This is a genomic window from Corynebacterium tuscaniense (assembly GCF_008693065.1).
Classification (GTDB): domain Bacteria; phylum Actinomycetota; class Actinomycetes; order Mycobacteriales; family Mycobacteriaceae; genus Corynebacterium; species Corynebacterium tuscaniense.
Map to the genome: position 1 here is coordinate 104,653 of NZ_VXKH01000001.1, position 24,856 is coordinate 129,508.

22 protein-coding genes are annotated in these 24,856 nt (G+C 58.5%); 20 read left to right on the forward strand and 2 right to left on the reverse strand.

Going from position 1 to position 24,856, the window contains the following annotated elements:
* Positions 1-75: 75 nt before the first annotated feature.
* The 8 genes from gdhA to smc all read left to right on the forward strand — a co-directional run bounded on the left by gdhA (position 76) and on the right by smc (position 9,699).
* Positions 76-1,422 (forward strand): NADP-specific glutamate dehydrogenase, encoded by a 1,347-nt coding sequence (gene gdhA, locus F4V54_RS00500; RefSeq protein ID WP_102723923.1) that lies wholly within the window; start codon positions 76-78, stop codon positions 1,420-1,422.
* Positions 1,423-1,501: 79 nt separating this feature from the next.
* A complete protein-coding gene (locus F4V54_RS00505) occupies positions 1,502-2,221 on the forward strand; it encodes a DivIVA domain-containing protein (RefSeq protein WP_150385885.1) in 720 nt (239 codons plus the stop codon).
* A 29-nt stretch (positions 2,222-2,250) separates the two neighbouring features.
* Positions 2,251-2,829 carry a YceD family protein gene (locus tag F4V54_RS00510; protein WP_102723844.1) on the forward strand — a complete coding sequence of 193 codons (579 nt, stop codon included), beginning with the start codon at positions 2,251-2,253 and terminating at the stop codon, positions 2,827-2,829.
* Positions 2,829-3,593: a ribonuclease III gene (gene rnc / locus F4V54_RS00515; protein WP_102723843.1), complete on the forward strand. Its 765-nt coding sequence runs from the start codon at positions 2,829-2,831 to the stop codon at positions 3,591-3,593. The genes F4V54_RS00510 and rnc overlap by 1 nt, the downstream gene beginning before the upstream one ends.
* 9 nt (positions 3,594-3,602) lie before the next feature.
* Positions 3,603-4,448, forward strand: coding sequence for a bifunctional DNA-formamidopyrimidine glycosylase/DNA-(apurinic or apyrimidinic site) lyase (gene mutM, locus F4V54_RS00520; protein WP_102723842.1), 846 nt, complete (start codon positions 3,603-3,605; stop codon positions 4,446-4,448).
* A 10-nt stretch (positions 4,449-4,458) separates the two neighbouring features.
* Positions 4,459-5,940, forward strand: coding sequence for an alanine/glycine:cation symporter family protein (locus F4V54_RS00525; protein WP_150385886.1), 1,482 nt, complete (start codon positions 4,459-4,461; stop codon positions 5,938-5,940).
* Complete coding sequence (locus F4V54_RS00530; RefSeq protein WP_034661719.1) at positions 5,937-6,221, forward strand: acylphosphatase; 285 nt, start codon at positions 5,937-5,939, stop codon at positions 6,219-6,221. The genes F4V54_RS00525 and F4V54_RS00530 overlap by 4 nt, the downstream gene beginning before the upstream one ends.
* A 22-nt stretch (positions 6,222-6,243) precedes the next feature.
* Entirely contained in the window at positions 6,244-9,699 is a 3,456-nt protein-coding gene (gene smc, locus F4V54_RS00535) for a chromosome segregation protein SMC (protein WP_150385887.1), read from the forward strand.
* Here smc and F4V54_RS00540 read toward each other — a convergent pair.
* Positions 9,696-10,232, reverse strand: a complete 537-nt coding sequence (locus F4V54_RS00540) for a hypothetical protein (protein ID WP_150385888.1) — start codon at positions 10,230-10,232, stop codon at positions 9,696-9,698. The two genes, smc and F4V54_RS00540, sit on opposite strands and share 4 nt — an antisense overlap.
* 81 nt (positions 10,233-10,313) lie before the next feature.
* Between F4V54_RS00540 and ftsY the strand changes: the two genes are divergently transcribed.
* From ftsY to ffh, 4 genes are all read left to right on the forward strand, one after another.
* A complete protein-coding gene (gene ftsY, locus F4V54_RS00545) occupies positions 10,314-11,687 on the forward strand; it encodes a signal recognition particle-docking protein FtsY (protein WP_150385889.1) in 1,374 nt (457 codons plus the stop codon).
* A 183-nt stretch (positions 11,688-11,870) separates the two neighbouring features.
* Positions 11,871-13,241: an ammonium transporter gene (locus F4V54_RS00550; protein ID WP_150385890.1), complete on the forward strand. Its 1,371-nt coding sequence runs from the start codon at positions 11,871-11,873 to the stop codon at positions 13,239-13,241.
* 28 nt (positions 13,242-13,269) lie between these two features.
* A complete protein-coding gene (locus F4V54_RS00555) occupies positions 13,270-13,608 on the forward strand; it encodes a P-II family nitrogen regulator (RefSeq protein ID WP_150385891.1) in 339 nt (112 codons plus the stop codon).
* Between the two features lie 194 nt (positions 13,609-13,802).
* On the forward strand, positions 13,803-15,416 hold the full coding sequence (ffh, locus tag F4V54_RS00560) for a signal recognition particle protein (RefSeq protein WP_034661710.1): 1,614 nt from the start codon (positions 13,803-13,805) through the stop codon (positions 15,414-15,416).
* Between the two features lie 3 nt (positions 15,417-15,419).
* Here the strand turns inward: ffh and F4V54_RS00565 are convergent, their stop codons facing one another.
* Complete coding sequence (locus F4V54_RS00565; RefSeq protein WP_150385892.1) at positions 15,420-17,591, reverse strand: acyltransferase family protein; 2,172 nt, start codon at positions 17,589-17,591, stop codon at positions 15,420-15,422.
* Between the two features lie 322 nt (positions 17,592-17,913).
* Here F4V54_RS00565 and rpsP point away from each other — a divergent pair, with 322 nt between their 5' ends.
* The 8 genes from rpsP to F4V54_RS00605 all read left to right on the forward strand — a co-directional run bounded on the left by rpsP (position 17,914) and on the right by F4V54_RS00605 (position 24,767).
* On the forward strand, positions 17,914-18,444 hold the full coding sequence (gene rpsP, locus F4V54_RS00570) for a 30S ribosomal protein S16 (RefSeq protein ID WP_150385893.1): 531 nt from the start codon (positions 17,914-17,916) through the stop codon (positions 18,442-18,444).
* A 90-nt stretch (positions 18,445-18,534) separates the two neighbouring features.
* Entirely contained in the window at positions 18,535-19,035 is a 501-nt protein-coding gene (gene rimM, locus F4V54_RS00575) for a ribosome maturation factor RimM (RefSeq protein ID WP_034661602.1), read from the forward strand.
* Entirely contained in the window at positions 19,032-20,210 is a 1,179-nt protein-coding gene (gene trmD / locus F4V54_RS00580) for a tRNA (guanosine(37)-N1)-methyltransferase TrmD (RefSeq protein ID WP_150385894.1), read from the forward strand. Before rimM ends, trmD begins: the two co-directional genes overlap by 4 nt.
* A 26-nt stretch (positions 20,211-20,236) precedes the next feature.
* Positions 20,237-22,519 (forward strand): Tex family protein, encoded by a 2,283-nt coding sequence (locus tag F4V54_RS00585; RefSeq protein ID WP_150385895.1) that lies wholly within the window; start codon positions 20,237-20,239, stop codon positions 22,517-22,519.
* Positions 22,520-22,630: 111 nt separating this feature from the next.
* Positions 22,631-22,978 (forward strand): 50S ribosomal protein L19, encoded by a 348-nt coding sequence (gene rplS / locus F4V54_RS00590; RefSeq protein WP_034661593.1) that lies wholly within the window; start codon positions 22,631-22,633, stop codon positions 22,976-22,978.
* A gap of 137 nt (positions 22,979-23,115) precedes the next feature.
* Complete coding sequence (lepB, locus tag F4V54_RS00595) at positions 23,116-23,817, forward strand: signal peptidase I (RefSeq protein WP_084576381.1); 702 nt, start codon at positions 23,116-23,118, stop codon at positions 23,815-23,817.
* A complete protein-coding gene (locus tag F4V54_RS00600) occupies positions 23,818-24,465 on the forward strand; it encodes a ribonuclease HII (RefSeq protein WP_150385896.1) in 648 nt (215 codons plus the stop codon).
* On the forward strand, positions 24,462-24,767 hold the full coding sequence (locus F4V54_RS00605) for a DUF2469 domain-containing protein (protein WP_034661585.1): 306 nt from the start codon (positions 24,462-24,464) through the stop codon (positions 24,765-24,767). Before F4V54_RS00600 ends, F4V54_RS00605 begins: the two co-directional genes overlap by 4 nt.
* Positions 24,768-24,856: the final 89 nt, after the last annotated feature.

Here is a 24,856-nt window from a genome sequence, read left to right on the forward strand (position 1 = left end):
AACTCGACTCCCCATTCCGTACCGAGTGCCACTAAAGTGACAAAACTGTCGGCTAATAGAAAGAAGGGATCGATGATGGCAACGAACGACGACCAGATCGCTGGTTATTACCAGAAGCTGTTGAAGCGCAACGCGGGGGAGCCGGAATTTCACCAGGCAGTCGCCGAGGTTCTAGATTCCCTGAAGATCGTTTTGCAGAAGGACTCTCACTACAACGACTACGGCCTGATCGAGCGTCTCTGTGAGCCGGAGCGTCAGATCATCTTCCGTGTGCCGTGGGTTGCTGACGATGGGGATGTCCGCGTCAATCGCGGTTTCCGTGTCCAGTTCAACTCCGCTCTTGGCCCCTACAAGGGTGGCCTTCGTTTCCACCCGAGCGTCAACCTGGGCATCATCAAGTTCCTCGGTTTCGAGCAGATTTTTAAGAACTCCCTGACCGGCCTACCCATCGGTGGCGGTAAGGGTGGCTCCGACTTCGATCCGAAGGGAAAGTCTGATGCTGAGGTCATGCGTTTTTGTCAGTCCTTCATGACTGAGCTGCACCGCCACATCGGCGAGTACCGCGACGTCCCCGCCGGTGACATCGGTGTCGGCGGCCGTGAGATTGGTTTCCTGTTCGGGCAGTACCGTCGCCTGACCAACGAGCACGAGTCTGGTGTTCTGACCGGTAAGGGCCTGACGTGGGGTGGTTCCCTGGTGCGTACGGAGGCAACCGGGTTCGGCACCGTGTACATCACCAACAAGATGATGGTGGCTCACGGTGATTCCCTCGACGGTGCGAAGGTTATTGTCTCTGGTTCCGGCAACGTGGCTATCTACGCCATCCAGAAGGCTCAGGAGCTTGGTGCCACCGTCGTTGGTTTCTCCGATTCCTCCGGTTGGGTGGACACCCCGAATGGTGTTGATGTGGAGCTGCTCAAGGAGGTCAAGGAAGTTCGTCGCGGTCGCGTCAACGAATACGTGGAGGAAGCGACTGGCGCTACCTTCCACGCTGATGGCTCGATCTGGGACCTCAAGGCGGATGTTGCTCTGCCGTGTGCAACCCAGAACGAGCTTGACGGTGAGCATGCTCAGAAACTTGTGGACAATGGCGTGAAGTATGTCGCTGAGGGGGCGAACATGCCATCAACCGCAGAAGCAATTGAGGTCTACCGCAAGAACCATATTCACTTCCTGCCGGGCAAGGCTGCGAATGCTGGTGGTGTGGCTACGTCCGCATTGGAGATGCAGCAGAATGCGTCGCGTGACTCCTGGAACTTTGAGTACACCGATGATCGCTTGAAGCACATCATGGAGAACATCTTCCGTAACACCTCCGCTACCGCCGCTGAGTACGACCATGAGGGGGACTATGTGGTCGGCGCTAACATCGCTGGTTTCAAGAAGGTTGCGGACGCTATGCTCGCCCAGGGCGTGATCTAAACAAAAGCCCATTACTTCCTTGGACACACCGCCTCGGCTTGCCGGGGCGGTTGTCTTTTCGCAGGTACTGTTTTGAATTATGTACCGCGTTTTTGAAGCTCTCGATGAACTAGTCAACACTGTTGAGCAGGCGTACGGCGTCCCCATGACGTCGAACTGTATGGTCCCGCGTAATGAGGTGCTCGCGCTTCTTGATGATATTCGGAACGCTTTCCCCGTTGAGGTGGATGATGCCCAGGATGTCCTGGATAAACAGGATGAGATTCTCCGTGGCGCTGAGGAGCGTGCCGATCAGATTATTGGGGATGCTGAGGATGAAGCGCAGCGTCTGGTGGGGGATGCACACAATGAGTCCGAGTCGATGCTGAGCGAAGCGCAAGAGCGTTCCACCCGAATGGTGTCCGAAGCGGAACAGGATGCTCATGCAACTGTGAGCCGGGCCCGTGATGAATCGGAGCAGATGGTGGAGCGCGCCCGCCGTGAAGCAGAGCGCCTCGTCGCCGACGGTAATGAGTCTTATGACCGTTCTGTTTCTGAAGGCTTGGAGGAGCAGAAGCGTCTCATCTCCGAGGCTGAAGTCTCCCGCCGTGCAGATGAAGAGGCACACCGCATTGTGGAGAGTGCTCACGCCGAGTCGAATCGACTGCGCACCGAATGCGACGAGTTTGTGGATGGCAAACTTGGCGAGTTCGAGGAGACTCTCACGTCGGTTTTGCGCACAGTGTCCTCCGACCGTTCGGCACTGCGCCAAGGCGCTGGGGTGTCGGGGCGCCGGTATGAGAGTCCGCGCCGTCGATAAGCGCTCGTGCGGGTAGGCTGGTGGCCGTTATGGCTACAAACCCTTTTGTTTTCGATGTTGCGGCCGTCATACGCGGTGATGGCCTCCCGGAAACGGTGACCCACACGGGTCCCGCACCTTCCCGTATTGGGCCGGAAATGATCGCGGTGCCGCAAGGTGCTGAGGTCACAGTGGATGCGACACTCACTCCGCTTGGGAGTGGGGTGTTGGTTGATGCGACGATGTCCGCGCAGTTGAAAGGACAGTGCGTGCGCTGTCTGCGCGAATTGGTCCCGACGGAGAGCATTACTATCTCGCAGGTTTACTCCGGTGCGGATGACTTCATCACCGGTGATGCTGAAGATGATGCGGATGCGGGCTCTGGTGATGATGTGCCCACCATTGCCGAAGGCAAGGTGGATTTAGAGCAGGCTTTCGTTGATGAAGCGGGCTTGACATGGCCGTTTAACCCTCAATGTGAGCCGTCATGTCCCGCCGATTCGGACGTGCCTGCACCCGATGGGGTGTCAGGCGAGGAGAATGATCTGCTTGATCCGCGTTGGGCTGGGTTGGAGAAATTCTTAAACGCTGACTCAGCCACGGATCCTGACACAGACGGGCAGAAGTAGTGCCACGCGCGAAGAAGAATAAGATCCCGGGCGATCAGGCATGGGCCCAGGCTTTTGCGGCGGTGGATCATGCGCCGTTGGTGGACACGCTTGGTGTTGAGGTTGAACATGACCTGTTGAAGCTGGCTTTGACACACCGTTCTTTTGCCAATGAGCATGGTTTCTTGCCGAATAATGAGCGCCTGGAGTTTTTGGGCGATGCGGTCTTAGGTCTGTCCGTGGCCACCAAGTTGTTCGAGCTGCACCCATCGCGGCCTGAGTCGGATATTTCCAAGATGCGTTCGTCGATTGTTTCCCGTTATGGGTTGGCTGATGTGGCACGTGAGATTGATTTGGGTGCGCATGTCCTGTTGGGCAAGGGTGAAGAATCCACGGGCGGGCGTGCGAAAGAATCGATTCTCGCCGACACGATGGAGGCTATCTTCGGTGCGATCTACCGGCAGTATGGGTTCGATCCTGCTCGCGATGTGATTTTGCGGTTGTTTGAGCGCAAGATCAACACTGCGACTGCCACGGGCCGCCACCACGATTGGAAGACCACGCTGCAGGAGCGTCTCGCGGAGCTGAAGGCGGAAGCTGCGGTGTACAACGCTACATCCGTCGGACCGGAGCATAATCAAACGTTTACTGTCCATGTCTTCTCTGGTGAGACCGAGTTGGGTATGGGCACGGGCCCGAATAAGAAGTTGGCGGAGCAGCAAGCCGCGCGCCAGGCCATGATGTTCCTTCATGACAATGCAGCGGCAGTGGCAGTTATTGACTAGTGGGGCCACATGCCTGAATTGCCCGAAGTAGAAGTGGTGCGCCGTGGTCTAGAAGACCACGTAGTGGGTTACACGTTCACGTCCGTAGAGGTGCTTCACCCGCGTGCAGGGCGGGGCAACGACGCGGATCTCGCTGAGGTGCTTCCTGGCTTGACGGTCACCGGCACGGGGCGCCGCGGCAAGTTCATGTGGTTGGAGCTTTCCGACGGCAATGCGCTGCTGGTGCATCTTCGCATGTCCGGCCAAATGATCGTGGGGGAACCAGGCACTGCCGATAGCCCGCATCTACGCATCCGTTCAGTGCTGGAACGCGATGGTAAAGAGATTGAGCTGGCCTTCATTGACCAGCGCACGTTTGGTTCGTGGCAGTGGGTGCCCATGACATTTGATCACGGTGCGCTTGTTCCCGCAGGTATTTCCCACATCGCTTCGGACCCTTTTGAGGATGCCTTTGATGTGGCTGAGGTTGCCCGAGCGATGCGCCGCAAAAACGTGGCGGTGAAAACGATCCTGCTGGACCAGAGTGTGGTCAGTGGTATCGGATCCATTTACGCCGATGAAGCGATGTGGGCGGTGGGCGTGAAACCGACGCGCAAGGGGAAAGCCTTACGGCAGCGTGATGCGGTAGCACTCCTTGAAGAATCGCGCGCCGTCATGGCGCGCGCCTTGGAAGCCGGCGGGACGAGCTTTGATTCGCTCTACGTCAACGTGAACGGCGCGAGTGGATATTTCTCCCGTTCGCTCAATGCGTATGGGCGGAAGGGCGAACCGTGCCTGCGTTGTGGAACACCGATTCTTCGAACGACGGTGAATCAGCGGTCTTCCTATTACTGTCCGGAGTGCCAGACGCTATAAACTTTCCGCCATGGAAGCTGCGTATCTTTTTGTCGATGACACGTTGAATGGTGTCATCTGGAGTCTCGTGCCCTGGTTCCTACTGGCAGCAGGTGTCTATTTCGGGCTGCGGACCCTTTTTGTTCAGATCCGTGCCGTGCCCGATATGTTCCGCGCCATCGCGGAAAGCCCCAAAGGCACGGACCGCGAAGGGCGTGACCTGGATGAGGAATATGGCGGCCTGTCCGCCTTCAAATCCTTCACCATCTCCGCTGCCTCGCGCGTGGGTACCGGAAATGTTGCCGGTGTTGGTCTGGCCATCTCCATCGGCGGTCCGGGCTCAGTGTTCTGGATGTGGATGTTGGCCCTCCTGGGTGGAGCAACCGCATTTGTGGAGTCCACACTGGCGCAGCTGTGGAAGACCAAGGATGCGGAGGGCAACTATCACGGTGGCCCTGCCTACTACATGACGCGTGGGCTGGGCTGGAAGCACTTGGCAGCAGTCTTCTCTGTCTTTTTGGCCTTCACCTACGGCTTTGTGTACAACGCGGTTCAGTCTAACTCCATCGTGGAGGCCGTCGGTGGCTCCCTGGGCACTGACTCCAACTTGCTGAAGGGTATCGCTGCTACGGTGCTGGCAACGCTGACGGCAATGGTCATTTTCGGTGGTGTCACGCGTGTGGCCAGCTGGACCCAGATCATCGTTCCGTTCATGGCGGGCGCTTACATCATCGTTGGCATCATCGTGGTGGTGCTGAATATCGGCGAGGTCCCGAACATGATCGAGATGATTGTTGGACATGCCCTTGGCATCAAGCAGGTTGCAGGCGCGACTGTGGGTGCTGCTTTCATGCAGGGGATGCGCCGTGGCCTGTTCTCCAATGAGGCCGGTATGGGTTCTGCCCCGAACGCAGCGGCAACCGCAACTGTGTCCCACCCGGTGAAGCAGGGGCTTGTGCAGACGCTCGGTGTGTACTTTGACACCCTTGTGGTCTGCTCCATCACTGCCTTCATCATTTTGCTGGGTCCGGCTGTGACCTATGGGCGCGATGATATTGAGGGTGCTGCGCTGACACAGTCTGCCCTGGCGGATTCCGTCGGTGCGTGGGGTGCCCACTTCATCACCTTCATTTTGTTCTTCCTCGCCTTCTCTTCTGTGCTGGGCAATTACTACCTTGGACAGGCCAACATTGAGTATTTGACCAAGAGCAAGACCGTGTTGAATGTCTACCGCGCTGTTGTGATCGGCTTCGTTGTTTTTGGTTGCTTCGGGTCGGTCCCGTTGGTGTGGTCACTCGGCGACACGATGGCAGGTCTGCTAGCCATCATGAACATCATTGCCATCATCCCGCTGGGTGGCATTGCCATCAAGCTGCTGAAGAACTTCAATGAACAGCGCCGCAAGGACATCGACCCGGTCTTCCACCGCGACATGCTCCCAGAGCTGAAGAATGTTGAGTTCTGGGATGGGTCTGATCCGGTGACGCGACGCAGCACTGAAGACCGTGTATGAGTAAGACTCGTATGACAGCCTTTGTCACCGGCCGTGTTCAAGGCGTGGGGTTCCGGTGGTGGACCCGCAGCCGTGCCCTTGAGCTAGGCCTAGCTGGTTACGCCAAGAACCTCACAGATGGTCGCGTTGAGGTGGTGGCGGAGGGGGAGGCGGCAAACGTCGATAAGCTTCTTGCTCTGCTTCAAGAAGACCCCTCCACGATGAAGCGACCTGGCACCGTTGCCATCGTTGTGCCGCAATACAGCGAACCCAAGGGTGCCCAGGGGTTCGCTGAGCGCTAAACAGTTGAGTTAAACTTTCCCAATGCACCTAACTTCGTTGACACTGAAAGGATTCAAGTCCTTTGCGTCTTCGACGACGATGAAATTCGAGCCGGGCATCTGTGCTGTCGTTGGGCCGAATGGATCGGGTAAGTCCAATGTGGTGGATGCTCTCGCGTGGGTGATGGGGGAGCAGGGCGCGAAGAACTTGCGTGGCGGGAAGATGGAAGATGTCATTTTTGCCGGCGCGGGGGAACGCAAACAACTTGGCCGTGCGGAAGTAACGCTGACTTTTGATAATTCGGATGGGCGGCTGCCGATTGATTATTCCGAGGTGGCCATCACGCGCCGCATGTTCCGCGATGGGGCGAGTGAGTATGAGATCAACGGCTCTAAAGCACGCCTCATGGACATCCAGGAGCTTTTGTCTGATTCCGGTATTGGCCGGGAAATGCACATCATTGTGGGCCAAGGCAAGCTCAGTGAGATCCTGGAATCCCGCCCAGAGGATCGCCGCGCGTTCATCGAAGAAGCGGCAGGGGTGTTGAAGCACCGTCGCCGCAAGGAAAAAGCACAGCGCAAGCTCACGAGTATGCAGGCGAATCTGGATCGCTTGTCGGATCTTACGGATGAGCTGGGAAAGCAGCTTAAACCTCTCGCGCGCCAGGCGGAAGCTGCTAAGCGTGCCGCGACCGTGCAGGCTGATGTGCGTGATGCGCGCCTGAAATTAGCGGGCCACCAGGTAATCACTTTGCGTGCATCGCTTGTCGACGCCACGCGGGCCGCCGAACTTCACGCCGAGAAGGTCGCTGAGGTGACCAGCGAGCTGGAAGATGCGGAGCAGAACCAGTTGGCCGTTGAAGACAACCAAGCGCGCGTTAGCGAGGCGTCCCAGGAAGCACAGCGCTTGTGGTTTGGTTTGTCTTCCTTGGCTGAGCGAACGTCTGCGACATTGCGGATCGCGGGGGAGCGTGCGCAGCATGCAGGGGACATATCTGAATACCGGGGCCAAGACCCCGAAGAACTCCTCGCCCGCGCTGAACGTGCGGAAGAGGAGTACGAGACCGCACAAGAAGAGTATGAAAACGCGGCGGAAGCACTCGCCGAGGCCGCCGAGGAAACCGCGGAGTTGGAACAACGCGCCAAGGCCGCGGAAGCCGAGCACATGGCTCAGGTACGCGCGATAGCTGACCGCCGTGAAGGTGTTGTGCGGCTGCTCGCGCAGGAAGAAAGCCAGGCTGCTGCGGTTGAATCTTCGAAGCAAGAGGTGGAACGCTTAAGTAGTGTCGCGGAAGAAACTCGTGAGCAGGCACGTGAGGCAGAAGCGCAGGCGGACGCGACCGCGCAGAAGATGGCGGAACTAACCTCTGAGCGAGAGCCACTCACTCAAGCTCATGTGCGCGCGACTGCGGAAGCAGACGCTGCGGAGAAACGCTTAGACCAACTGCGCGATGAACAAAAAGCGCGGGAAAAGACGGTCTATTCACTGAGCTCCCGCATTGCCACCCTGGCGGAAACCGCCCCCGTCACTGAAGCAGCGGACGTCCTTGGCTCCAGTTTTCATCCTCTAGCGGAGTGGGTGAAAGCTGAAGCGGGAATGGAAAAGGCACTGGTTGCAGCACTCGGCGCGCATGCTGAGGCGTTGGCGGGACAGCTGGATGATTCCACGGCCACGGAACTATCCGGTGCATCACGTGCTGTTGTCGTGGACACGAAAGCCGGGGGGCGGCAGTGGCGCCTGGACGGTCAACCGCCGGCGGGCACGACCTGGCTGTTGGACCACCTCACCCTCGCCCCTGAGATTGCTGGTCCTGTCACCCGAGTGCTCGTGGACGTGGTGGTGGCCACCGACATCGCGCAGGCCCGTGCCGTCGTGGTGGATGATCCACGCCTGCGCGCCGTGGTTACGGACGGCACCATTGTGGGGGAAGGCTGGATCGCCGCTGGTTCTGGCGGTGCATCAAGCGTGGAAGTGGCTGCCCAGATTGAACAGGCGACGGCTGATCTGGAGAAGGCGCAGACCCAGCTCGATGAGCTTTCCGGCACTCTCGAAGGCGCCAAGATCACTGCCGAAGAAGCGCGCGTGGCAGCAGCGGCTGCGAAAGCAGCGCTGAATGAACACGATGCGCATGCTGAATCCTGGAAGCGTGACCACCAACGCGTGCTCAGCCAGACGGAAAGCACCAAACAACAGCATGAACGTGCAGCGAAGCAGGCCACCGAGGCAGAGATCCGTCTCAGCGATCGGATGAAGCAGCTGGAGGAAACTCGTGATCGCCTCGCCCGCGTGGATCAGGATGACACGGAAGAGGATGTGGACTCCTCCCTCCGAGATGAAGCTAATGACGCTCTGGCCCGGGCCCGTGCGCGTGAAATGGAACTCACGCTGATGGCGCGTTCCGCACAGCAGGTTGTTGAGCAGATTGCGGGGCGTGGTGCCGCGCTGCGCCGACAAGCTGAACATGAGCGTGAGGCGAAAGCCCGGCACGTTGCCGCGATGGCACGCAAGCGCGCGGAGGCGGAACTGGCAGAAGCAGTTGCACAGCACGCGCAGACGTTGGCAGCGCGGATTCAAGTTTCCTTAGCGCGTGCCACCGAACACCGCGACGAGCTTGCTGAACAGGTGAAACAGCTCACCGTCCGCCAGACGCAGGTGCGTGAAACAGTGAATGCGTTGCGTCAACACCTCAGCCGACTGGGGGATACTGCTCACGCGGCGGATATTGCGCGGGAGCAGGCGCAGGTGAGGATAGATGAGGCGGAAGCGGGGATCGCAGACAAGCTCGGCATTGCTATCGATGACCTGCTGGCTGAGTACACACCGGGCGAGGACTTTGACAAGACCGCAGAGACGAAACGCCTCAAGCAGGCCGAGCGCGACTTAGCTTCGCTGGGCAAGGTGAACCCGCTGGCCCTGGAGGAGTACAAGGCGTTGGAGGAGCGCTACAGCTTCCTATCCACGCAGCTTGCTGATGTGATTCAGGCGCGCAAGGATCTCACCGGTGTGATAGATGATGTGGATGCGCAGATTTTGCAACTGTTCACGGATGCCTGGCATGACGTGAAGAAGGAATTCCCCAAAGTTTTCAACACCTTGTTCCCGGGTGGTGAGGCGCGGTTGGTGCTCACTGATCCTTCGGACATGCTCACTACCGGCATTGAGATTGAGGCTCGTCCGCCCGGCAAGCGCGTGAAGCGTTTGTCACTGCTGTCTGGTGGCGAGAAGTCTCTCACTGCGCTGGCCATGCTCGTTGCCATTTTCCGCGCCCGACCGAGTCCTTTTTATGTGCTCGATGAGGTTGAAGCAGCTCTGGATGATGTTAACCTGCGCCGTCTCATCGCGCTGCTTGAGGAGCTCCGCGAAGACTCACAGCTCATCGTTATCACTCACCAAAAGCCCACGATGGATGTGGCTAACGTGCTCTACGGCGTGACCATGCGCGGTGATGGTGTCACTCGCGTAATCTCACAACGCATGAACCCCGCGCCGCGTTCTTAGTGCGCCGGGCTGAGCTTGAGTCCGGTGCCACCTTTGGCGAAGTACGCGTGCGTTCCGTCGAAGTAGATTGTGTTGCCACGAATGAATGCTTCGCGCACTGAATTATCATAACGCCACAGCTCAGGCTCGCATTGCTTCAATGTTGTGGCCCCCTCCTCGACCGTGTAAGTTGCGTTGGTTTTGTCCACGACGAGTCCAACACCAAACCCATTGCACACTCCGCCGTGCACGAAATAGGGGGCTTTTTCCGCGGCACCCTCACTGCCTTCACTGCGGCTGAAAGAGATGATGTTCTCAGGTGGATTCGATGTGGTCACCCACTTGCCACTGAGGATCGCTTCCACCTGTTCCGGCGTAGCTTTCTTTGCATTCTCAGGCAGGGAAACAACGAGAGACTCTGGTTGGGTCTTCTCGGGCGGCGTACTCGAACCGAATGCCCCGAGACCCGCTGCGGCACCAATGGCAATAATCAACGCGGTGATGACCGACAGAGCAATTGTAACGATGGGGTTCTTCAGCAGATCCGTGTTCATAATCTGCAGTCTAGTCTCTTTGTGGATCCGAATGAGCCCGGAACGAACACGATTTAGGCTATCGATGGCACACTGGTGCGCATGATTAGTTCAACTGTTTTGTGGGCCGTCCTCGCCGTTGTTGTCCTGCTGCTCATCATCGTGGGCATCATTGTCGTGGGCAACAAGCGGAAGAAGTCGAAGGCAGTGTCCTTTGAAAAGAAGGGTCCGGCCGCACCGAAGGAGCTCACCCAGCAGGAGAAATCCGGAAATTACCAGGCCCAGGGTGGCTTCAACTTTGCGCCCGCCAACGAACCCGCGGCGGAGAAACAGCCAGTCCTGCGGGAGGAGCAGAAGCCTATCGACGAACCCGTGGCTCCCATCGTTCCTGATCCGGTTGAACAGGTTGGACCAGAACCAGAAGTGGTTGAGGAAGCTGAGGAAGCAGCTGAGGCTGCTCGTACGACCGTTGATGCGGCGGACGAAGCGCTGGAGCAGACACCTCTCCCGGTGGAAGAGCCGGCTCCGGCCCCGGAACCGTTGGACAAAATTGTCCCGGCGACGGGCCGGCTTGGCCGTTTGCGTGGGCGCCTGTCGCGCTCCCAGAATGCGATTGGCCAGGGCCTGCTGGGCATTCTGACAGCCGGTGATCTGGATGAGGACGCCTGGGAGGAAATCGAAGACACTCTCATCATGGCGGACCTTGGTGCGCCCCTGACCATGAAGATCACGGAGACGCTGCGTGAAAAGATCGCGCAGCGGGGTGTCTCCAGTGAGGAAGAAGCACGCGCGATGCTGCGTGAGACCCTCATTGAGGCTGGTAAGCCGGAGTTGGACCGCTCGATTAAGGCAATGCCGAATGAGGGCAAGCCTGCAGTCATTCTCGTTGTGGGTGTGAACGGCACTGGCAAGACCACCACGACAGGCAAGCTGGCTCGCGTGCTCGTTTCGATGGGCCACAGTGTTGTGCTGGGGGCAGCGGATACATTCCGTGCGGCGGCTGCAGACCAGTTGGAAACGTGGGGTCGTCGCGTTGGTGCAACCACCGTGCGCGGCAACGAGGGCGCGGATCCGGCCGCGGTTGCTTTCGATGCTGTGAAGACGGGTGTGGAGCAGCAGGCGGATGTTGTGATCGTCGATACTGCTGGGCGTCTGCACACTGCCACTGGTCTGATGGATCAGTTGGGCAAGGTCAAGCGCGTGGTGGAGAAGAAGTCCCAGGTGAATGAGGTTTTGCTCGTGCTTGATGCCACGGTGGGGCAGAACGGTCTGACCCAGGCGCGCGTGTTCAAGGATGTCGTGGAGATCACTGGTGTCGTTTTGACCAAGTTGGATGGCACCGCGAAGGGTGGCATTGTCTTCCAAGTTCAGGAGGAACTTGGCGTGCCGGTGAAGCTCGTCGGCCTGGGTGAGGGCGCTGATGACCTCGCGCCGTTTGAGGTCGAAGGCTTCGTCGACGCACTGTTGGGGGCTTAGCTGGACTTTTCATAGAGTTGACCGGAACCCGGCACCGTAATCATGCGGTGCCGGGTTTTGTGATTTGAATTACAGAAATGGTCATATCGTTGACGCCAGTATCTATCGCTGAATAGATTTTCGTGTCGGTACCAATCGGTCAACCGATAGGTATTCAAAACGACTGGAATTGAGGTGACGGATATGACAACAGATCAGGTTGCATTGGCATCTGGGAATGCGGGGTGGATGCTTATCTCCGCCTCGCTTGTGTTGCTCATGACACCGGGCTTGGCGTTTTTCTACGGAGGAATGACGTCTCGCCGAAGTGTTCTGAACATGATGATGATGTCGTTCACAGCCATGGGGGTTGTGTCCATCTTGTACGTGCTGTGGGGCTGGTCGATGTCCTATGGCTCACAATCAATCGGTGGGATTTTCGCGAATCCTTTCGAGTTCTTCGGGCTTCGCAATTCGATCACTAACGGCGACGGTGCCTACATCGCTGGGGATAATGGCTACGCAAATGTGATTGATGTTGGCTTCCAGCTGACCTTCGCGGTGATCACAGTGGCGATCATCTCCGGTGCGATTGCCAGCCGTGTGAAGATTGGTGCGTGGATGGTGTTTGCCGGTGTGTGGGCCACGCTGGTGTACTTCCCGCTTGCGCACATGGTGTGGGGTGGCGGCATTCTCGGCGAAGGGACGCGCTCAGTCTCTGCGTGGATGTTCGGGAGTGAGAACGGTGAAGCGCACATTGCTCCGATTGATTTTGCGGGCGGCACGGTCGTTCACATCTCAGCAGCCACTGCCGCGCTCATCCTGGTACTGGTGATTGGGCAGCGTGAAGGGTTCCCTCAATCCAACTCGCGTCCTCACAACCTCCCCTTCGTCATGCTTGGTGCCGCGCTGCTGTGGTTTGGCTGGTGTGGTTTCAATGGTGGGTCGGCTCTTGCAGCTGACGGCCTGGCAGGGCTTGCATGGGTGAACACTGCTGCGGCTGCTGCGGGCGCAATGCTGGGATGGTTGGCAGTTGAAAAGATCAGGGATGGCTACGCAACATCGCTCGGTGCGTCATCGGGCTTGGTGGCAGGACTTGTTGCCATCACTCCGGCTGCAGGGGCGCTCACCCCAATGACCTCTATTTTCCTCGGTGCGGGCGGCGGCGTTCTCTCGTGCTTTGGTGTGAGTCTGAAATACCGCTTCAATTACGACGACTCCCTGGACGTCGTCGGTGTTCACCTCGTTGCCGCTGTGTGGGGGACAATTGGACTCGCATTCTTCGCCCAAGGGAACGGAATCTTCACCGGTGGTGGAGCAGACGGGTGGAAGCTTTTCGCAGTTCAGACAGTGGTGGCTATCGTCGCGATGATCTTCTCCGGTGTGCTGACGTACCTCATAGCAATCACGATGAAGTACACGATGGGATGGCGCGTGACGCGTGAGCAAGAATTCGCTGGCGTGGACTACTCAGTTCACCGCGAGACTGGCTATGACTTCGGTGGCCCGGGTCTTCGACCCGGTGGCGTGCCAGCAAGCAACAAGCCGATTGCTGAAGCAATGGATAATCAGTAGGTAGAAAAGCAGAGGGAAGGTGAAAGATATGAAGCTTGTGACAGCAGTGGTTCAACCGTTCACGCTCGGTGACATCCGCCATGCTCTCAGCGAGGCTGGGGTGAAAGGCATCACCGTCACTGAGGCTCAGGGGGCCGGCCGGCAAATGGCCAGCGTCGAGTATTACCGGGGCGCCCGCTACACCTCTAATTTTGTGCAGAAGGTCAAAGTGGAGGTGCTGGTCACCGACAGCCAGGAAGATGCAGCCGTCAACGCGATCTTGAATGCGGCGCATACCGGGGAAGTTGGTGACGGAAAGATCTGGGTAACGGAAGTAACCCGCGCCGTGCGTGTGCGTACGGGCGAGGAAGACGACGCGGCTATTTAATCTGGAGAGTGAAACCGATTGCCCGAAAACCCGGAAAAACCGGAAAGTTTGGAAAATAAGGCGGGGGAGGCTGCGGCGAGCTCCACCGTATGTGATTTTGGTGGTGGGTAGCAGTTAGGCTGTAACCCACCACTTAATCTTTTTAGCCACTGGGCTAGAGACATTTACTCAAAGACTTTCAAGGGAGCTTTTACGTGTTCGAGTCATTGTCCGATCGCCTTCAATCAGCACTCACCGGGCTGCGAGGCAAGGGCAAGCTCACGGAAGAGGACATTAACGCCACTGCCCGTGAGATCCGTATCGCCCTGCTCGAGGCCGATGTCTCGCTCACCGTTGTTCGCGCCTTTATTCAGCGTGTGAAAGAACGCGCGCTTGGCGCGGCTGTGTCTGAGGCACTGAATCCGGCGCAGCAAGTAATCAAGATCGTCGACGAGGAACTGACTAATATCCTCGGTGGCGAAACTCGTCGCCTGAACCTGGCTAAGAACCCGCCGACGGTGATCATGCTCGCTGGTCTGCAGGGCGCCGGTAAGACGACCCTTGCAGGTAAGTTGGCGCTCCACCTGTCCAAGCAGGGGCATGCCCCGATGCTCGTGGCATGTGACCTGCAGCGTCCGGGAGCTGTGCAGCAGCTCCAGATCGTTGGTGAGCGCGCCGGGGTGAAAACTTTCGCTCCGGACCCGGGCACGTCCTTGGATTCCAATGAACACGAGATGGGCACCTCCCATGGTGATCCGGTTGAGGTTGCCTTGGCGTCTATTGAGGAAGCGCGTCGCACCAACGCGGATGTAGTGATCATCGATACCGCTGGTCGTTTGGGTATTGATGAAACACTGATGACTCAGGCCCGCAACATCCGTGATGCGGTGAATCCGGATGAAGTCCTTTTTGTCATCGATGCGATGATCGGCCAGGACGCGGTGAACACCGCGCAGGCCTTCGCCGATGGTGTGGATTTCACCGGCGTTGTGTTGACCAAGCTCGATGGTGATGCCCGCGGTGGTGCAGCACTGTCCATCCGTGAGGTGACTGGCAAGCCGATTCTGTTTGCTTCTACCGGTGAGAAGCTCGAGGACTTTGATGTCTTCCACCCGGACCGTATGTCCAGCCGCATCCTCGGCATGGGTGACATGCTCTCTTTGATTGAGCAGGCTGAAACCATGATGGACCAGCAGAAGGCGGAAGAAGCCGCCCGCAAGCTGGGTACGGGTGAGCTGACCCTGGAGGACTTCCTGGATCAGCTGCTGATGATCCGCCGCATGGGGCCCATTGGCAATCTGTTGAAGATGATGCCGGGTGGTAAGCAGATGAACCAGATGGCGGACATGGTGGACGAGAAGCAGCTCGACCGCATCCAGGCCATCATTCGCGGTATGACTCCGGCGGAGAGGGAGGACCCGAAGATCCTCAATGCTTCTCGGCGTCGCCGTATCGCAGCCGGCTCCGGTGTCACCGTTGCTGATGTGAACCAGCTTGTTGAGCGTTTCTTCGAGGCGAAGAAAATGATGGGCAAGATGGCCAACCAGTTCGGCATGGGCGGAATGCCCGGTATGCCGGGCAGGGGCCGTTCCGCAACCAAGAAGAAGCCGAAGGGCCGTAAAGGTAAAAACGGTAAGCGCAAGCCGGTGAAGAGGCAAGGCGCACCCAAGATGCCGGGAATGCCTGGAGCACAGGGGATGCCGGGCATGCCGAGCATGGAACAGCTTCAGCAGATGCAGCAGCAGATGCCCCCAGGGATGGAAGGCCTGGATCTGAACAATCTGGACTTCGGCAGTGCGATGAAGCGCATGGGGAAGAAGAAGTTCTAGAGATTAACCCTCGATGATCTGAAGATCCTCGAGGGTTTCTTCATTCCGGTAAGGCAGATCCAGCGCGTCAAAGATTGGCTGGAAGTTTTGCCACATCACCGGGGCGGTGGATTCCGCGTAGGCGTTGGAGATGTGGTTCTGGTCGCGGTAGACGTAAATGTTGCCGATGATCGGCGGGCAGTAGGTCTCTTCGCAGAACCAGTCAGCCGTATCAACTGTCCACTGTTTATCCGCAGAAGAGAGATACTTCTCCGCCGGATTTGTGGGGGCGTAGACGGTGGAGCGCAGAGTGGAGCAGTCCTTCATCGTGTTGTTAGCAAGGAGACACTCATTCGGGTCCATGTGCTCACCTTCGCGGGAAAAGACCCACGGGTTATCGCGCAGCCCCACGAAAGGAATGTCATTCAAACGCAGCTTGTCCCACACGGTGGCGTAAGCATCAGGAACAATATCTGGGCCGATACCGCCGGAACCAGCACGGCCAGCAGGTCGGGTGGCATTGGAGATAGTGAGGTCTGGCTGCAGTGCGATGATTTCCGCAAAAGCATTGCGGGACCATTCAGCGCAGACCTCCGATACCGTATCCAAATCGTCCAAGACCAATGGGCATTCCTGGCGTACGTAGGTGATTACTTTGAAGCCACGCTCACGGCCAATCTTGTCCAACGGGACAATCCACGGTTCCGCGTGCGAGCCACCGAAAAGAACCACTGTGACATCGGACTCAGGGTCACCGAAAACACAGCCTTCGTGGGGGAGTAAGTCGCCCGGCTGGTCCATGAAAATCATGCAGCCACGATCAACGGTTGGGGGCCACATGTCCGAAATGAAATGCGGGTCCGGAGCGGCCAAAGCGCGAGGCACATCAGCGCCAAAATGCGCCATGGCACCCGGATAAAGTGCGGGGTCAAGCTTGCCACTGGCCTGAGCTACCTGCTTGTTGAACATAGGCAAGATCGCCAGCATGCCGGCGAGAAGTACAGCGATGGCGACGCCACCGACGGCGCGGGCGCGTCCAGAGAACGTCGATAAGCTAGCAATCGCATTACGCACCGGCCGATCTGTTGCCTTCGGCCGTTTCCCGTGCTGCCGCAACGGATCCTCAACGAATGTGTACGTCACGTGCGCCAAGAACAACGAGACCACGATGACACCGATGCCCAGCAGCACGGAAGGCTCCTTGTTGCCCGTATATACGGTGACCAAGATGAGCAAAGGCCAGTGCCACAAGTACAGGGAGTAAGCGACTTTGCCCAGCCACGTCATCGGAGACGAAGCGAGCAGCTTAGCCACAACATGCTGCGGGCCACTGAGTACAACGAGTGCCGCACCTAGAAGCGGAATCAAAGCGGCGGGGCCCGGGAAAGCAAGGGAAGTGGGAATGACGAAGCCGGTTGCAGCAATCATCGTGACACCCAAGCCAGCAGCAGGTGCCTGCAGCCTCGTGGGCACTGCAACCTTGGCAGGCAACATGGCCAGCAAAGCACCGAAACTCAGCTCCCACAAACGGGAAGGGAGAGCATAGTAATTTGCCGCCGTACCCACGAGGCCAAAACGTGATGCGTAAGCGAATGATGCAATGGTAATCAGCGCGAGGACCACCACAATCCAACGGCGCAGCCGCTGAATCCCCACATGAACGCGGGTAGCCAAAATAGCAACGAGGATGCCGGAGGTAATGGCAAAGAGATAGAACTGCCCCTGCACGCTCATGGACCACAGGTGCTGCAACGGTGATGTCTGTGAACCCGCGGCCGCATATGCGGCATCCTGGCTGCTCAGCTCGTAGTTCTGGTAGTAGAGCACGGAGGCTTTGAACTGGCGAGCAATATCCACGTTCATGACCTGGGGTGTGAGATACCGAATACCGGCATACACAGCCGTGAGCACCACCGCCAAGGCGGGAAGGAGCCTGCGCGCGGTACGCCAGAAAGGCCACCATGGGTTCAGCGAAGAATTCGGGCGCAAGGCATAGCGCAACTGCGCACCCATGAAGAAATAGCCCGACAGCAACAGGAACACGTCCACGCCACCAGAAACCCTGCCCACAAACACGTGGAACACAACAACGAGTGCGATAGAAAAACCACGCAAACCATCAAGGTCAAAGCGGTACGATGATGACGGCACCGGCTGCCTAGCCGTTGTTTGAGGTGTGCGAACTGAGGTTGTCATCGAGCTTGTGTCACAGAAAATAGGGGATACAGAGGAAGTGAAAGTACTTAACCTTCCGGTGACCTTACCTCTGATAGGGGGCAGAGCTATAACCGAACGCCGTGCAGCGTGCCGGTTTTGGTGTAGATAGCACTTCCCAGGTAAGGTATTTCCGGTTGCCTAGCAACACACCTGCGTTAGCGTCGGACCCGACGGGAATGATCCATTCCCCTTCGCCCGGCCCTAGTCACACGCAGACGAAAACCAAGGGCTGAACCGGCCCGCCGATCATGCGGCGGGTGTCTGAACTGCCCAGTGACCGATAGTAAAGGACTTTTACACCATGGCTGTCAAGATCAAGCTGCAGCGTCTGGGCAAGATCCGTAATGCCCAGTACCGCGTTGTCATCGCCGATGCCCGCACCCGCCGTGACGGTGCCGTCATTGAGAACATTGGTATCTACCACCCGAAGGAAGAGCCGTCGCTCATCAAGATTGATTCTGAGCGCGCTCAGTACTGGCTCGGCGTCGGCGCCCAACCGACCGAACCGGTGCTCGCACTGCTGAAGGTGACCGGTGACTGGCAGAAGCACAAGGGCCTCGACGGCGCTGAAGGCACCCTCAAGGTTGCTGAAGAGAAGCCGTCCAAGCTCGACCTGTTCAACCAGGCTCTGGAGGAGGCTTCCAACGGCCCGACCGCTGAGGCCATCACCGAGAAGCGCAAGAAGGCTAAGGAAGAGGCAGAGGCTAAGGCCGCTGCTGAAGCCGAGGCGGAGGCAAAGGCTGCTGCAGAGGCAGAAGCTGCTGAGGCTGCTGAGGAAGCTCCGGCTGAGGGGGCCGAAGAAGAGAAGACTGAGGAGTCCGAGGAGAACTAAACTCCCTCCTCCAGTATTGAAGCGACTGCCTGTGTGCCACTAGGTGCGCGGGCAGTTTTGCATTAATGGGTGCTGGTAGCCTTAGCTCCCATGAAGTTGCTCATCGGCAAAGTAGTCAAGTCCCACGGTGTTAAAGGGGAGGTCGCCGTGGAAGTGTTGACCGACGAGCCGGAGATCCGTTACGCAGTGGGGGAAGTGCTCCACGGCAAACAGGCGGGGAAAGAACAAGACCTGACTATTGCATCGGTGCGTCCGCATCAGAAGCGCCTGCTGGTCACTTTTGAGGAGATCCCGGATCGCACCGCCGCGGATTCATTGCGGGGGATGCAGTTCTTTGCCGAGCCCTTGGAGCGTGATGAGGATTCGGATGAGTTCTACGACCATGAACTCATCGGCCTGAAGGTCGTGCAGGATGGTGAGGAGATCGGGGAGGTCACCGGCGTGATGGATACCCCGAACCGGAAAATCTTGGAGATTGCCTACCAGGGCAGGGAAGTGCTGGTTCCCTTCGTCATGGACATCGTCCCGGAGGTGAATCTGGAGGAAGGCTTCCTGGAAATCACCCCGCCGGAAGGGTTGCTGGACCTATGACGGGCACGCCGGCGTTGAGGATTGACGCGATAACAATCTTCCCGGACTATCTCGAGCCCATGCGGCATGCGCTATTGGGCAAGGCGATTGAGCAAGAGATCCTGGCTGTTGGGGTGCACGATCTGCGGGATTGGGCCACGGGCGGCCACAAGGCGGTGGATGATTCGCCACTGGGTGGTGGGCCAGGCATGGTGATGAAGCCGGACGTGTGGGGGCCGGCACTCGATGACATACACGCGGGCCGCGCAGGGTTTGACCTGGACACCGCGGCAGCACACCGCAATGACAAGGCGCGCCACGATGATGTAGCAGAGGTTGTTGCGCGCCCATACACCCTCCCAGCTGATGTGCGCGAGGGCGAAGACCCGGAGGCGCCATTGCTGTTGGTGCCCACACCGGCTGGTAAGCCGTTCACGCAAGCTGATGCGCAAGCCTGGTCGCGGGAGAACCACATTGTGTTCGCGTGTGGCCGATATGAGGGTATTGATCAACGCGTTTTTGAGGACGCGGCGCAGCGGTATCGCGTGCGCGAGGTGTCCATCGGTGATTACGTGCTCATCGGTGGGGAAGTTGCGGTGCTCGTCATCGTGGAGGCCGTCACGCGCCTCATCCCAGGCGTGCTGGGCAATACGGAAAGCCATGAAGATGACAGCTTCTCCGACGGCCTGTTGGAAGGCCCCAGCTACACCAAGCCGCGCGTGTGGCGCGGGATCGAAGCCCCGCCGGTGTTGACGTCGGGTGATCACGCCAAGGCGGAGCAGTGGCGTCGCGAGCAGTCCCTCAAGCGCACCAGAGAAGTGCGCCCGGAGCTCATCGACGCGGCAACTCTCACCGAAGAAGACCGCTTCATGCTCGATGCCCGCGACGTAGTGACGGAACTGGACGTGCTGGGCTGGAAGCCCGGCGCAGAAAAGAACATGCGCAGGGCGCTGAAGAAGGCCGGTTACCGTGTGGCGCAGATAAGCACAAAAGAGCGCGGAACGGACGTGTGTTTCGGTCCGTCGATGCTGGAAACGGAGTATGAGCGGCGTGAGGGGCATCCGAGCCCTGATCCGCTGGTGAAGCTGCGCGTCTACGGGCGTACAGCACTCAGTCTCACCGAGGCCACGCAAGCAGTGGTTGCGGCGCTGCCGAAGGGCGCGGATTGGTACGGTTCCACCGTGGTGCAGCCTTAAGGAGTCCGCCGACTAGACTTCCCCGAATGACTATCGCAGAGATTATCGCGAAAGAAATTCACGTCCGCGCCACCCAAGTAGAGGCTGCGCTCACCCTTCTGGCAGAGGGCAACACTGTGCCCTTCATTGCTCGTTACCGCAAGGAAGTCACGGGTGGGCTCGATGATGCGCAGTTGCGCCACATTGAGGAGCGTAATACCTACCTCGTTGAACTCGCTGAGCGGAAAGAGGCCGTGCTGGCGAGCATCGAGGAGCAGGGCAAGCTCACCGATGAGCTCAAACATGAGATCCTCGCCGCCGACACGAAAGCCCGCGTGGAGGACCTCTATCTGCCGTACAAGAAGCGCCGCAAGACCAAGGCGGATATCGCGCGCGAAGCAGGCCTCGAAGAGCTGGAGCAATTGCTTATCGACGAGCCCCGCGCCAACCTCGAGACCACCGCTGAGAGGTTCATCTGCGAAGGATTCCCGGACACCAAGGCGGTGCTCGACGGTGCGCGGGCAATCCTGGTGGACCGTTTTGCCACTGATGCGGACCTGGTGGGTGCTGTGCGTGACCGTGTGTACGCCGAGGGCACGATGCGTTCTTCCGTGGCGGAAGGTAAGGAACAAGAGGGCGCGAAGTTCGCTGACTACTTTGAGTTCTCCGAGGATCTGACCAAGTTGCCGTCTCACCGGATTCTGGCGCTGTTTCGCGGGGAAGCAGAGGGCGTACTTACCCTCAATGTTGATCCGGGCGATGAGGCTGTCTACGAAGGCATGATCGCGGAGCGCTTTGACCTCCCCGTGCAGGATTCAGAGTGGTTGGCCAAGGCAGTGCGCTGGGGCTGGCGGACAAAGCTGCAGATCTCCGCGAACGTGGACGCACGTATGCGCCTGAAAGAGAAGGCCGATGAGGGTGCGCTGGAGGTCTTCAAAACCAACCTGCGTGATGTGCTCTTAGCAGCGCCCGCTGGCCAGCGGGCAACCCTGGCGCTTGATCCGGGTTACCGCAATGGCGTGAAGTGCGCCGTGGTGGATAGAACCGGCAAGGTACTGGCCACCACGATTGTGTACCCGCACCAGCCACAGAATCGCTGGGATGCGTCGCGGGCGGAGCTTGCTGCTTTGGTGGCTGAACATGGTGTGGAGCTCATCGCGGTGGGCAATGGTACGGCATCGCGCGAATCCGAAAAGCTCGCCGGTGAAGTGGCCGACCTCATTGCGCAGGCAGGTGGCAAGCGGCCGACGCCGGTGATGGTGAGTGAGTCCGGTGCATCCATCTACTCAGCGAGTGCCATCGCGGCAGAAGAATTCCCGGACATGGATGTTTCCTTGCGCTCCGCCGTGTCCATCGCGCGGCGCCTGCAGGACCCGTTGGCAGAGTTGGTCAAGGTGGATCCGAAGTCCATTGGCGTTGGCCAGTACCAGCATGACGTGAACCAGGTTGCGCTCGCCCAAACTCTGGACGCAGTGGTGGAAGATGCAGTGAACTCCGTTGGCGTGGACGTGAACACGGCGTCCGCGCCACTGCTGGAACGCGTGGCGGGGCTGTCTAATACGGTGGCTAAGAACATTGTGGCGTACCGCGATGAGCACGGCAGCTTCACTAATCGCAAGGAGCTGGGCAAAGTTCCGCGCTTGGGTCCGAAGGCCTTTGAGCAGGCAGCGGGCTTCCTACGCATTCAGGGTGGTGCGGACCCGCTGGATGCCTCGGCAGTGCACCCGGAGGCGTATCCGGTGGTGGAACGCATTGCCACCGCAACCGGAATGGACACCACCTCCCTCATCGGCAATACCGCGGTGTTGACCAAACTTGCCCCCGCAGATTTCGCCGACGACACCTTTGGTGTGCCTACGGTGACAGACATCATCGCCGAGCTGGACAAGCCGGGGCGTGACCCGCGCCCGGAATTCACCACCGCCACGTTCAAAGAAGGCGTTAATGAGGTCAAGGACTTGAAACCCGGCATGATCCTGGAGGGCACGGTGACCAACGTTGCTGCCTTCGGCGCATTCGTGGATGTCGGCGTGCACCAGGATGGACTTGTGCATGTGTCCGCGATGAGCAATAAGTTCGTTTCCGACCCGCATGATGTGGTGCGATCCGGCCAGGTGGTCAAGGTGAAAGTGATGGACGTCGATGTCGCCCGCAATCGCATCGGCTTGTCGCTGCGGCTTGAGGACGAACCGGGGAAACCCAACAAGTCCAACAAACCCGCAGGGAAGAAGCGTGGGGCGGGGAACAGGGGACGTCGACAAGCGAAAAATGCGCAGCAAGCACAGGGCTCGATGGCGGATGCTTTGAAGCGGGCTGGATTTGGGAAGTGACCCGGCATTATGCAAGAATAGTCGGGTCTTGTAGCCGACATGAACCGGTCGAGCACCCCAGGAGGGGAAGAGCCGCTAGGTTCCTCTGTCCAAATCTGAAAAGGAATTCGTATGTCTAACGGCATCATCGATAAGGTCGACGCAGGCCAGCTGCGCGACGACATCCCGGACTTCCGTCCTGGCGACACCCTGGGCGTTCACGTCAAGGTGATCGAGGGTAGCGTCACCCGTACCCAGCTTTTCGAGGGTTTTGTTGTCCGTCGTCAGGGCTCCGGTATTCGTGAGACCTTCACCGTCCGCAAGATCTCCTTCGGCATCGGTGTGGAGCGTACCTTCCCGGTTCACTCCCCGAACATTGACCGCATTGAGGTTCTGCGTCGTGGCCGTGTCCGCCGTGCGAAGCTGTACTACATGCGCGATCTGCGCGGCAAGGCTGCCCGCATCAAGGAGCGTCGCTAAATTTCAGCGCCCTAACGCCCTCTTTATCCACTGCGCACTCTCGCGTGGGAAGGGGGCGTTTCGCATGCTCAGTGTTAAAGTGTTTCTCCGTGACTGATACCCCCCAGCGTCCTACTCACACCGAAGAAGACCGCACGATGCCGTGGTATGTGGAGATCCCTATGGTGGTTCTTCTCACCCTCGGCCTGATCTTTTTGTTGCAAACATTCGTTGGCCGTGTGTACCTGATTCCGTCCGCATCCATGGAGCCCACGCTTCATGGTTGTGAGGGGTGCAATGGTGACCGCATCTTTGTGCAGAAGCTGTCCTACTATTTCTCTGACCCGGAGCCGGGGGATCTCGTGGTGTTTGAGGGAGCTCCATCGTGGAATACCTCCTACCAGTCCAACCGGTCGAACAACCCGTTTGTTGCTGGTTTGCAGCAGTTGGGGTCCTACGTCGGGCTCGTCCCACCGGATGAGAACAACTTGGTCAAGCGTGTGATTGCTACCGGCGGGCAGACAGTGTCCTGCCAAGAAGGCGACCCATCGGTGATGGTGGATGGCAAGCCCACAGACCAGTCTTTCATTCTTCAGCCGCCGGATAATCCGGTGCTGCCACAGAATGGTTCTGAGGCGTGTGGCGGCAAGTATTTTGGACCGTTGACAGTGCCGGAAGGCAATATTTTTGTGATGGGTGATAACCGCACCAATTCCATGGATTCGCGTTACCACATGGGTGATGAGTTCCAGGGCACCATTCCGGAGAAGAACATCCGCGGTAAAGTCTCCTTCATCATTTTGCCGTTGACTCGTATTGGTCCGGTGAAAAACGGTGATGTGGAGCTGCTGCAGCAGTAAATGCGCAGGCTGAAACAGCTCCGTACGTACGATGCGGCGCTGGATAAAGCAGGTCTCGGTCCCGTTGCGGGTATTGATGAGGCGGGCCGTGGTGCCTGCTTTGGCCCCATCACCATCGCCGCGTGCATCCTGCCTTCGCGCCCACTGCTCGGGTTGGAGGAGCTCACGGATTCCAAGAAGCTCACGCCGAAGAAGCGCGAGGTGCTTTTCAATGAGGTGGTGTCCTCCGCCACCGCATACTCCATCGTGCACATCAGTGCCGGGGAGATTGATCGCCGTGGAATCCAAAACGCGAACCTCGATGGTGCCCGTCGCGCCATCTCCGAGTTGTCTGTTGAGCCAGGTTTTGTGCTTGTCGACGCCTTCCGGGTCCCCGGCCTCACCACCCCCCAACTCCCCATCGTGGGTGGTGACTACACGGCGCGCTGCATTGCTGCGGCGAGCGTCCTGGCCAAAGTTAGCCGTGACCGCTTGATCATCCAGATGGCGGAGGAGTTTCCAGACTACGGCTTGAAGGGGCACAAGGGGTATGGGACGCAGGCTCATATGGATGCGGTGCGCCGCCACGGTGCGAGCCCTGAGCATCGCTACACTTATGCCAACGTTGCAGCAGCCCACCAAACGTATATGAGGAGCACGAGGCGATGAGCGCTGAGGAATTGGAGAATTACGAGGCAGAGGTTGAGCTTTCTCTGTACCGCGAGTACCGCGACGTGGTCAGCCAGTTTTCCTACGTGGTGGAGACAGACCGCCGCTTTTACTTGGCTAATGGCGTGGAGCTGATTCCGCACACCGAAGGTAAGGATGTGTACTACGAAGTGCGCATGTCAGACGCCTGGGTGTGGGACATGTATCGCGCTGTGCGCTTTGTCCGCTACGTGCGCGTGATCACGTACAAGGATGTCAACATTGAGGAGCTGGATAAGCCGGAGATGGTCATTCCGGAGTAGCCCCATCGCACCAGCACCCTGTGGATAAAGAAGTGTTATCCACAGGGTGTTTTGTTTATTTGTGGCCAATTTTCATTCTGAGGGATCCG

What these genes read in the sequence shown, in the direction of transcription:
- gdhA (WP_102723923.1), top strand. Translation starts at nt 76, where the DNA reads ATGGCAACGAACGACGACCAGATCGCTGGTTATTACCAGAAGCTGTTG.
- F4V54_RS00505 (WP_150385885.1), top strand. Translation starts at nt 1,502, where the DNA reads ATGTACCGCGTTTTTGAAGCTCTCGATGAACTAGTCAACACTGTTGAG.
- F4V54_RS00510 (WP_102723844.1), top strand. Translation starts at nt 2,251, where the DNA reads ATGGCTACAAACCCTTTTGTTTTCGATGTTGCGGCCGTCATACGCGGT.
- mutM (WP_102723842.1), top strand. Translation starts at nt 3,603, where the DNA reads ATGCCTGAATTGCCCGAAGTAGAAGTGGTGCGCCGTGGTCTAGAAGAC.
- F4V54_RS00525 (WP_150385886.1), top strand. Translation starts at nt 4,459, where the DNA reads ATGGAAGCTGCGTATCTTTTTGTCGATGACACGTTGAATGGTGTCATC.
- F4V54_RS00530 (WP_034661719.1), top strand. Translation starts at nt 5,937, where the DNA reads ATGAGTAAGACTCGTATGACAGCCTTTGTCACCGGCCGTGTTCAAGGC.
- smc (WP_150385887.1), top strand. Translation starts at nt 6,244, where the DNA reads ATGCACCTAACTTCGTTGACACTGAAAGGATTCAAGTCCTTTGCGTCT.
- F4V54_RS00540 (WP_150385888.1), bottom strand. Translation starts at nt 10,232, where the DNA reads ATGAACACGGATCTGCTGAAGAACCCCATCGTTACAATTGCTCTGTCG.
- ftsY (WP_150385889.1), top strand. Translation starts at nt 10,314, where the DNA reads ATGATTAGTTCAACTGTTTTGTGGGCCGTCCTCGCCGTTGTTGTCCTG.
- F4V54_RS00550 (WP_150385890.1), top strand. Translation starts at nt 11,871, where the DNA reads ATGACAACAGATCAGGTTGCATTGGCATCTGGGAATGCGGGGTGGATG.
- F4V54_RS00555 (WP_150385891.1), top strand. Translation starts at nt 13,270, where the DNA reads ATGAAGCTTGTGACAGCAGTGGTTCAACCGTTCACGCTCGGTGACATC.
- F4V54_RS00565 (WP_150385892.1), bottom strand. Translation starts at nt 17,591, where the DNA reads ATGACAACCTCAGTTCGCACACCTCAAACAACGGCTAGGCAGCCGGTG.
- rpsP (WP_150385893.1), top strand. Translation starts at nt 17,914, where the DNA reads ATGGCTGTCAAGATCAAGCTGCAGCGTCTGGGCAAGATCCGTAATGCC.
- rimM (WP_034661602.1), top strand. Translation starts at nt 18,535, where the DNA reads ATGAAGTTGCTCATCGGCAAAGTAGTCAAGTCCCACGGTGTTAAAGGG.
- trmD (WP_150385894.1), top strand. Translation starts at nt 19,032, where the DNA reads ATGACGGGCACGCCGGCGTTGAGGATTGACGCGATAACAATCTTCCCG.
- F4V54_RS00585 (WP_150385895.1), top strand. Translation starts at nt 20,237, where the DNA reads ATGACTATCGCAGAGATTATCGCGAAAGAAATTCACGTCCGCGCCACC.
- rplS (WP_034661593.1), top strand. Translation starts at nt 22,631, where the DNA reads ATGTCTAACGGCATCATCGATAAGGTCGACGCAGGCCAGCTGCGCGAC.
- lepB (WP_084576381.1), top strand. Translation starts at nt 23,116, where the DNA reads ATGCCGTGGTATGTGGAGATCCCTATGGTGGTTCTTCTCACCCTCGGC.
- F4V54_RS00600 (WP_150385896.1), top strand. Translation starts at nt 23,818, where the DNA reads ATGCGCAGGCTGAAACAGCTCCGTACGTACGATGCGGCGCTGGATAAA.
- F4V54_RS00605 (WP_034661585.1), top strand. Translation starts at nt 24,462, where the DNA reads ATGAGCGCTGAGGAATTGGAGAATTACGAGGCAGAGGTTGAGCTTTCT.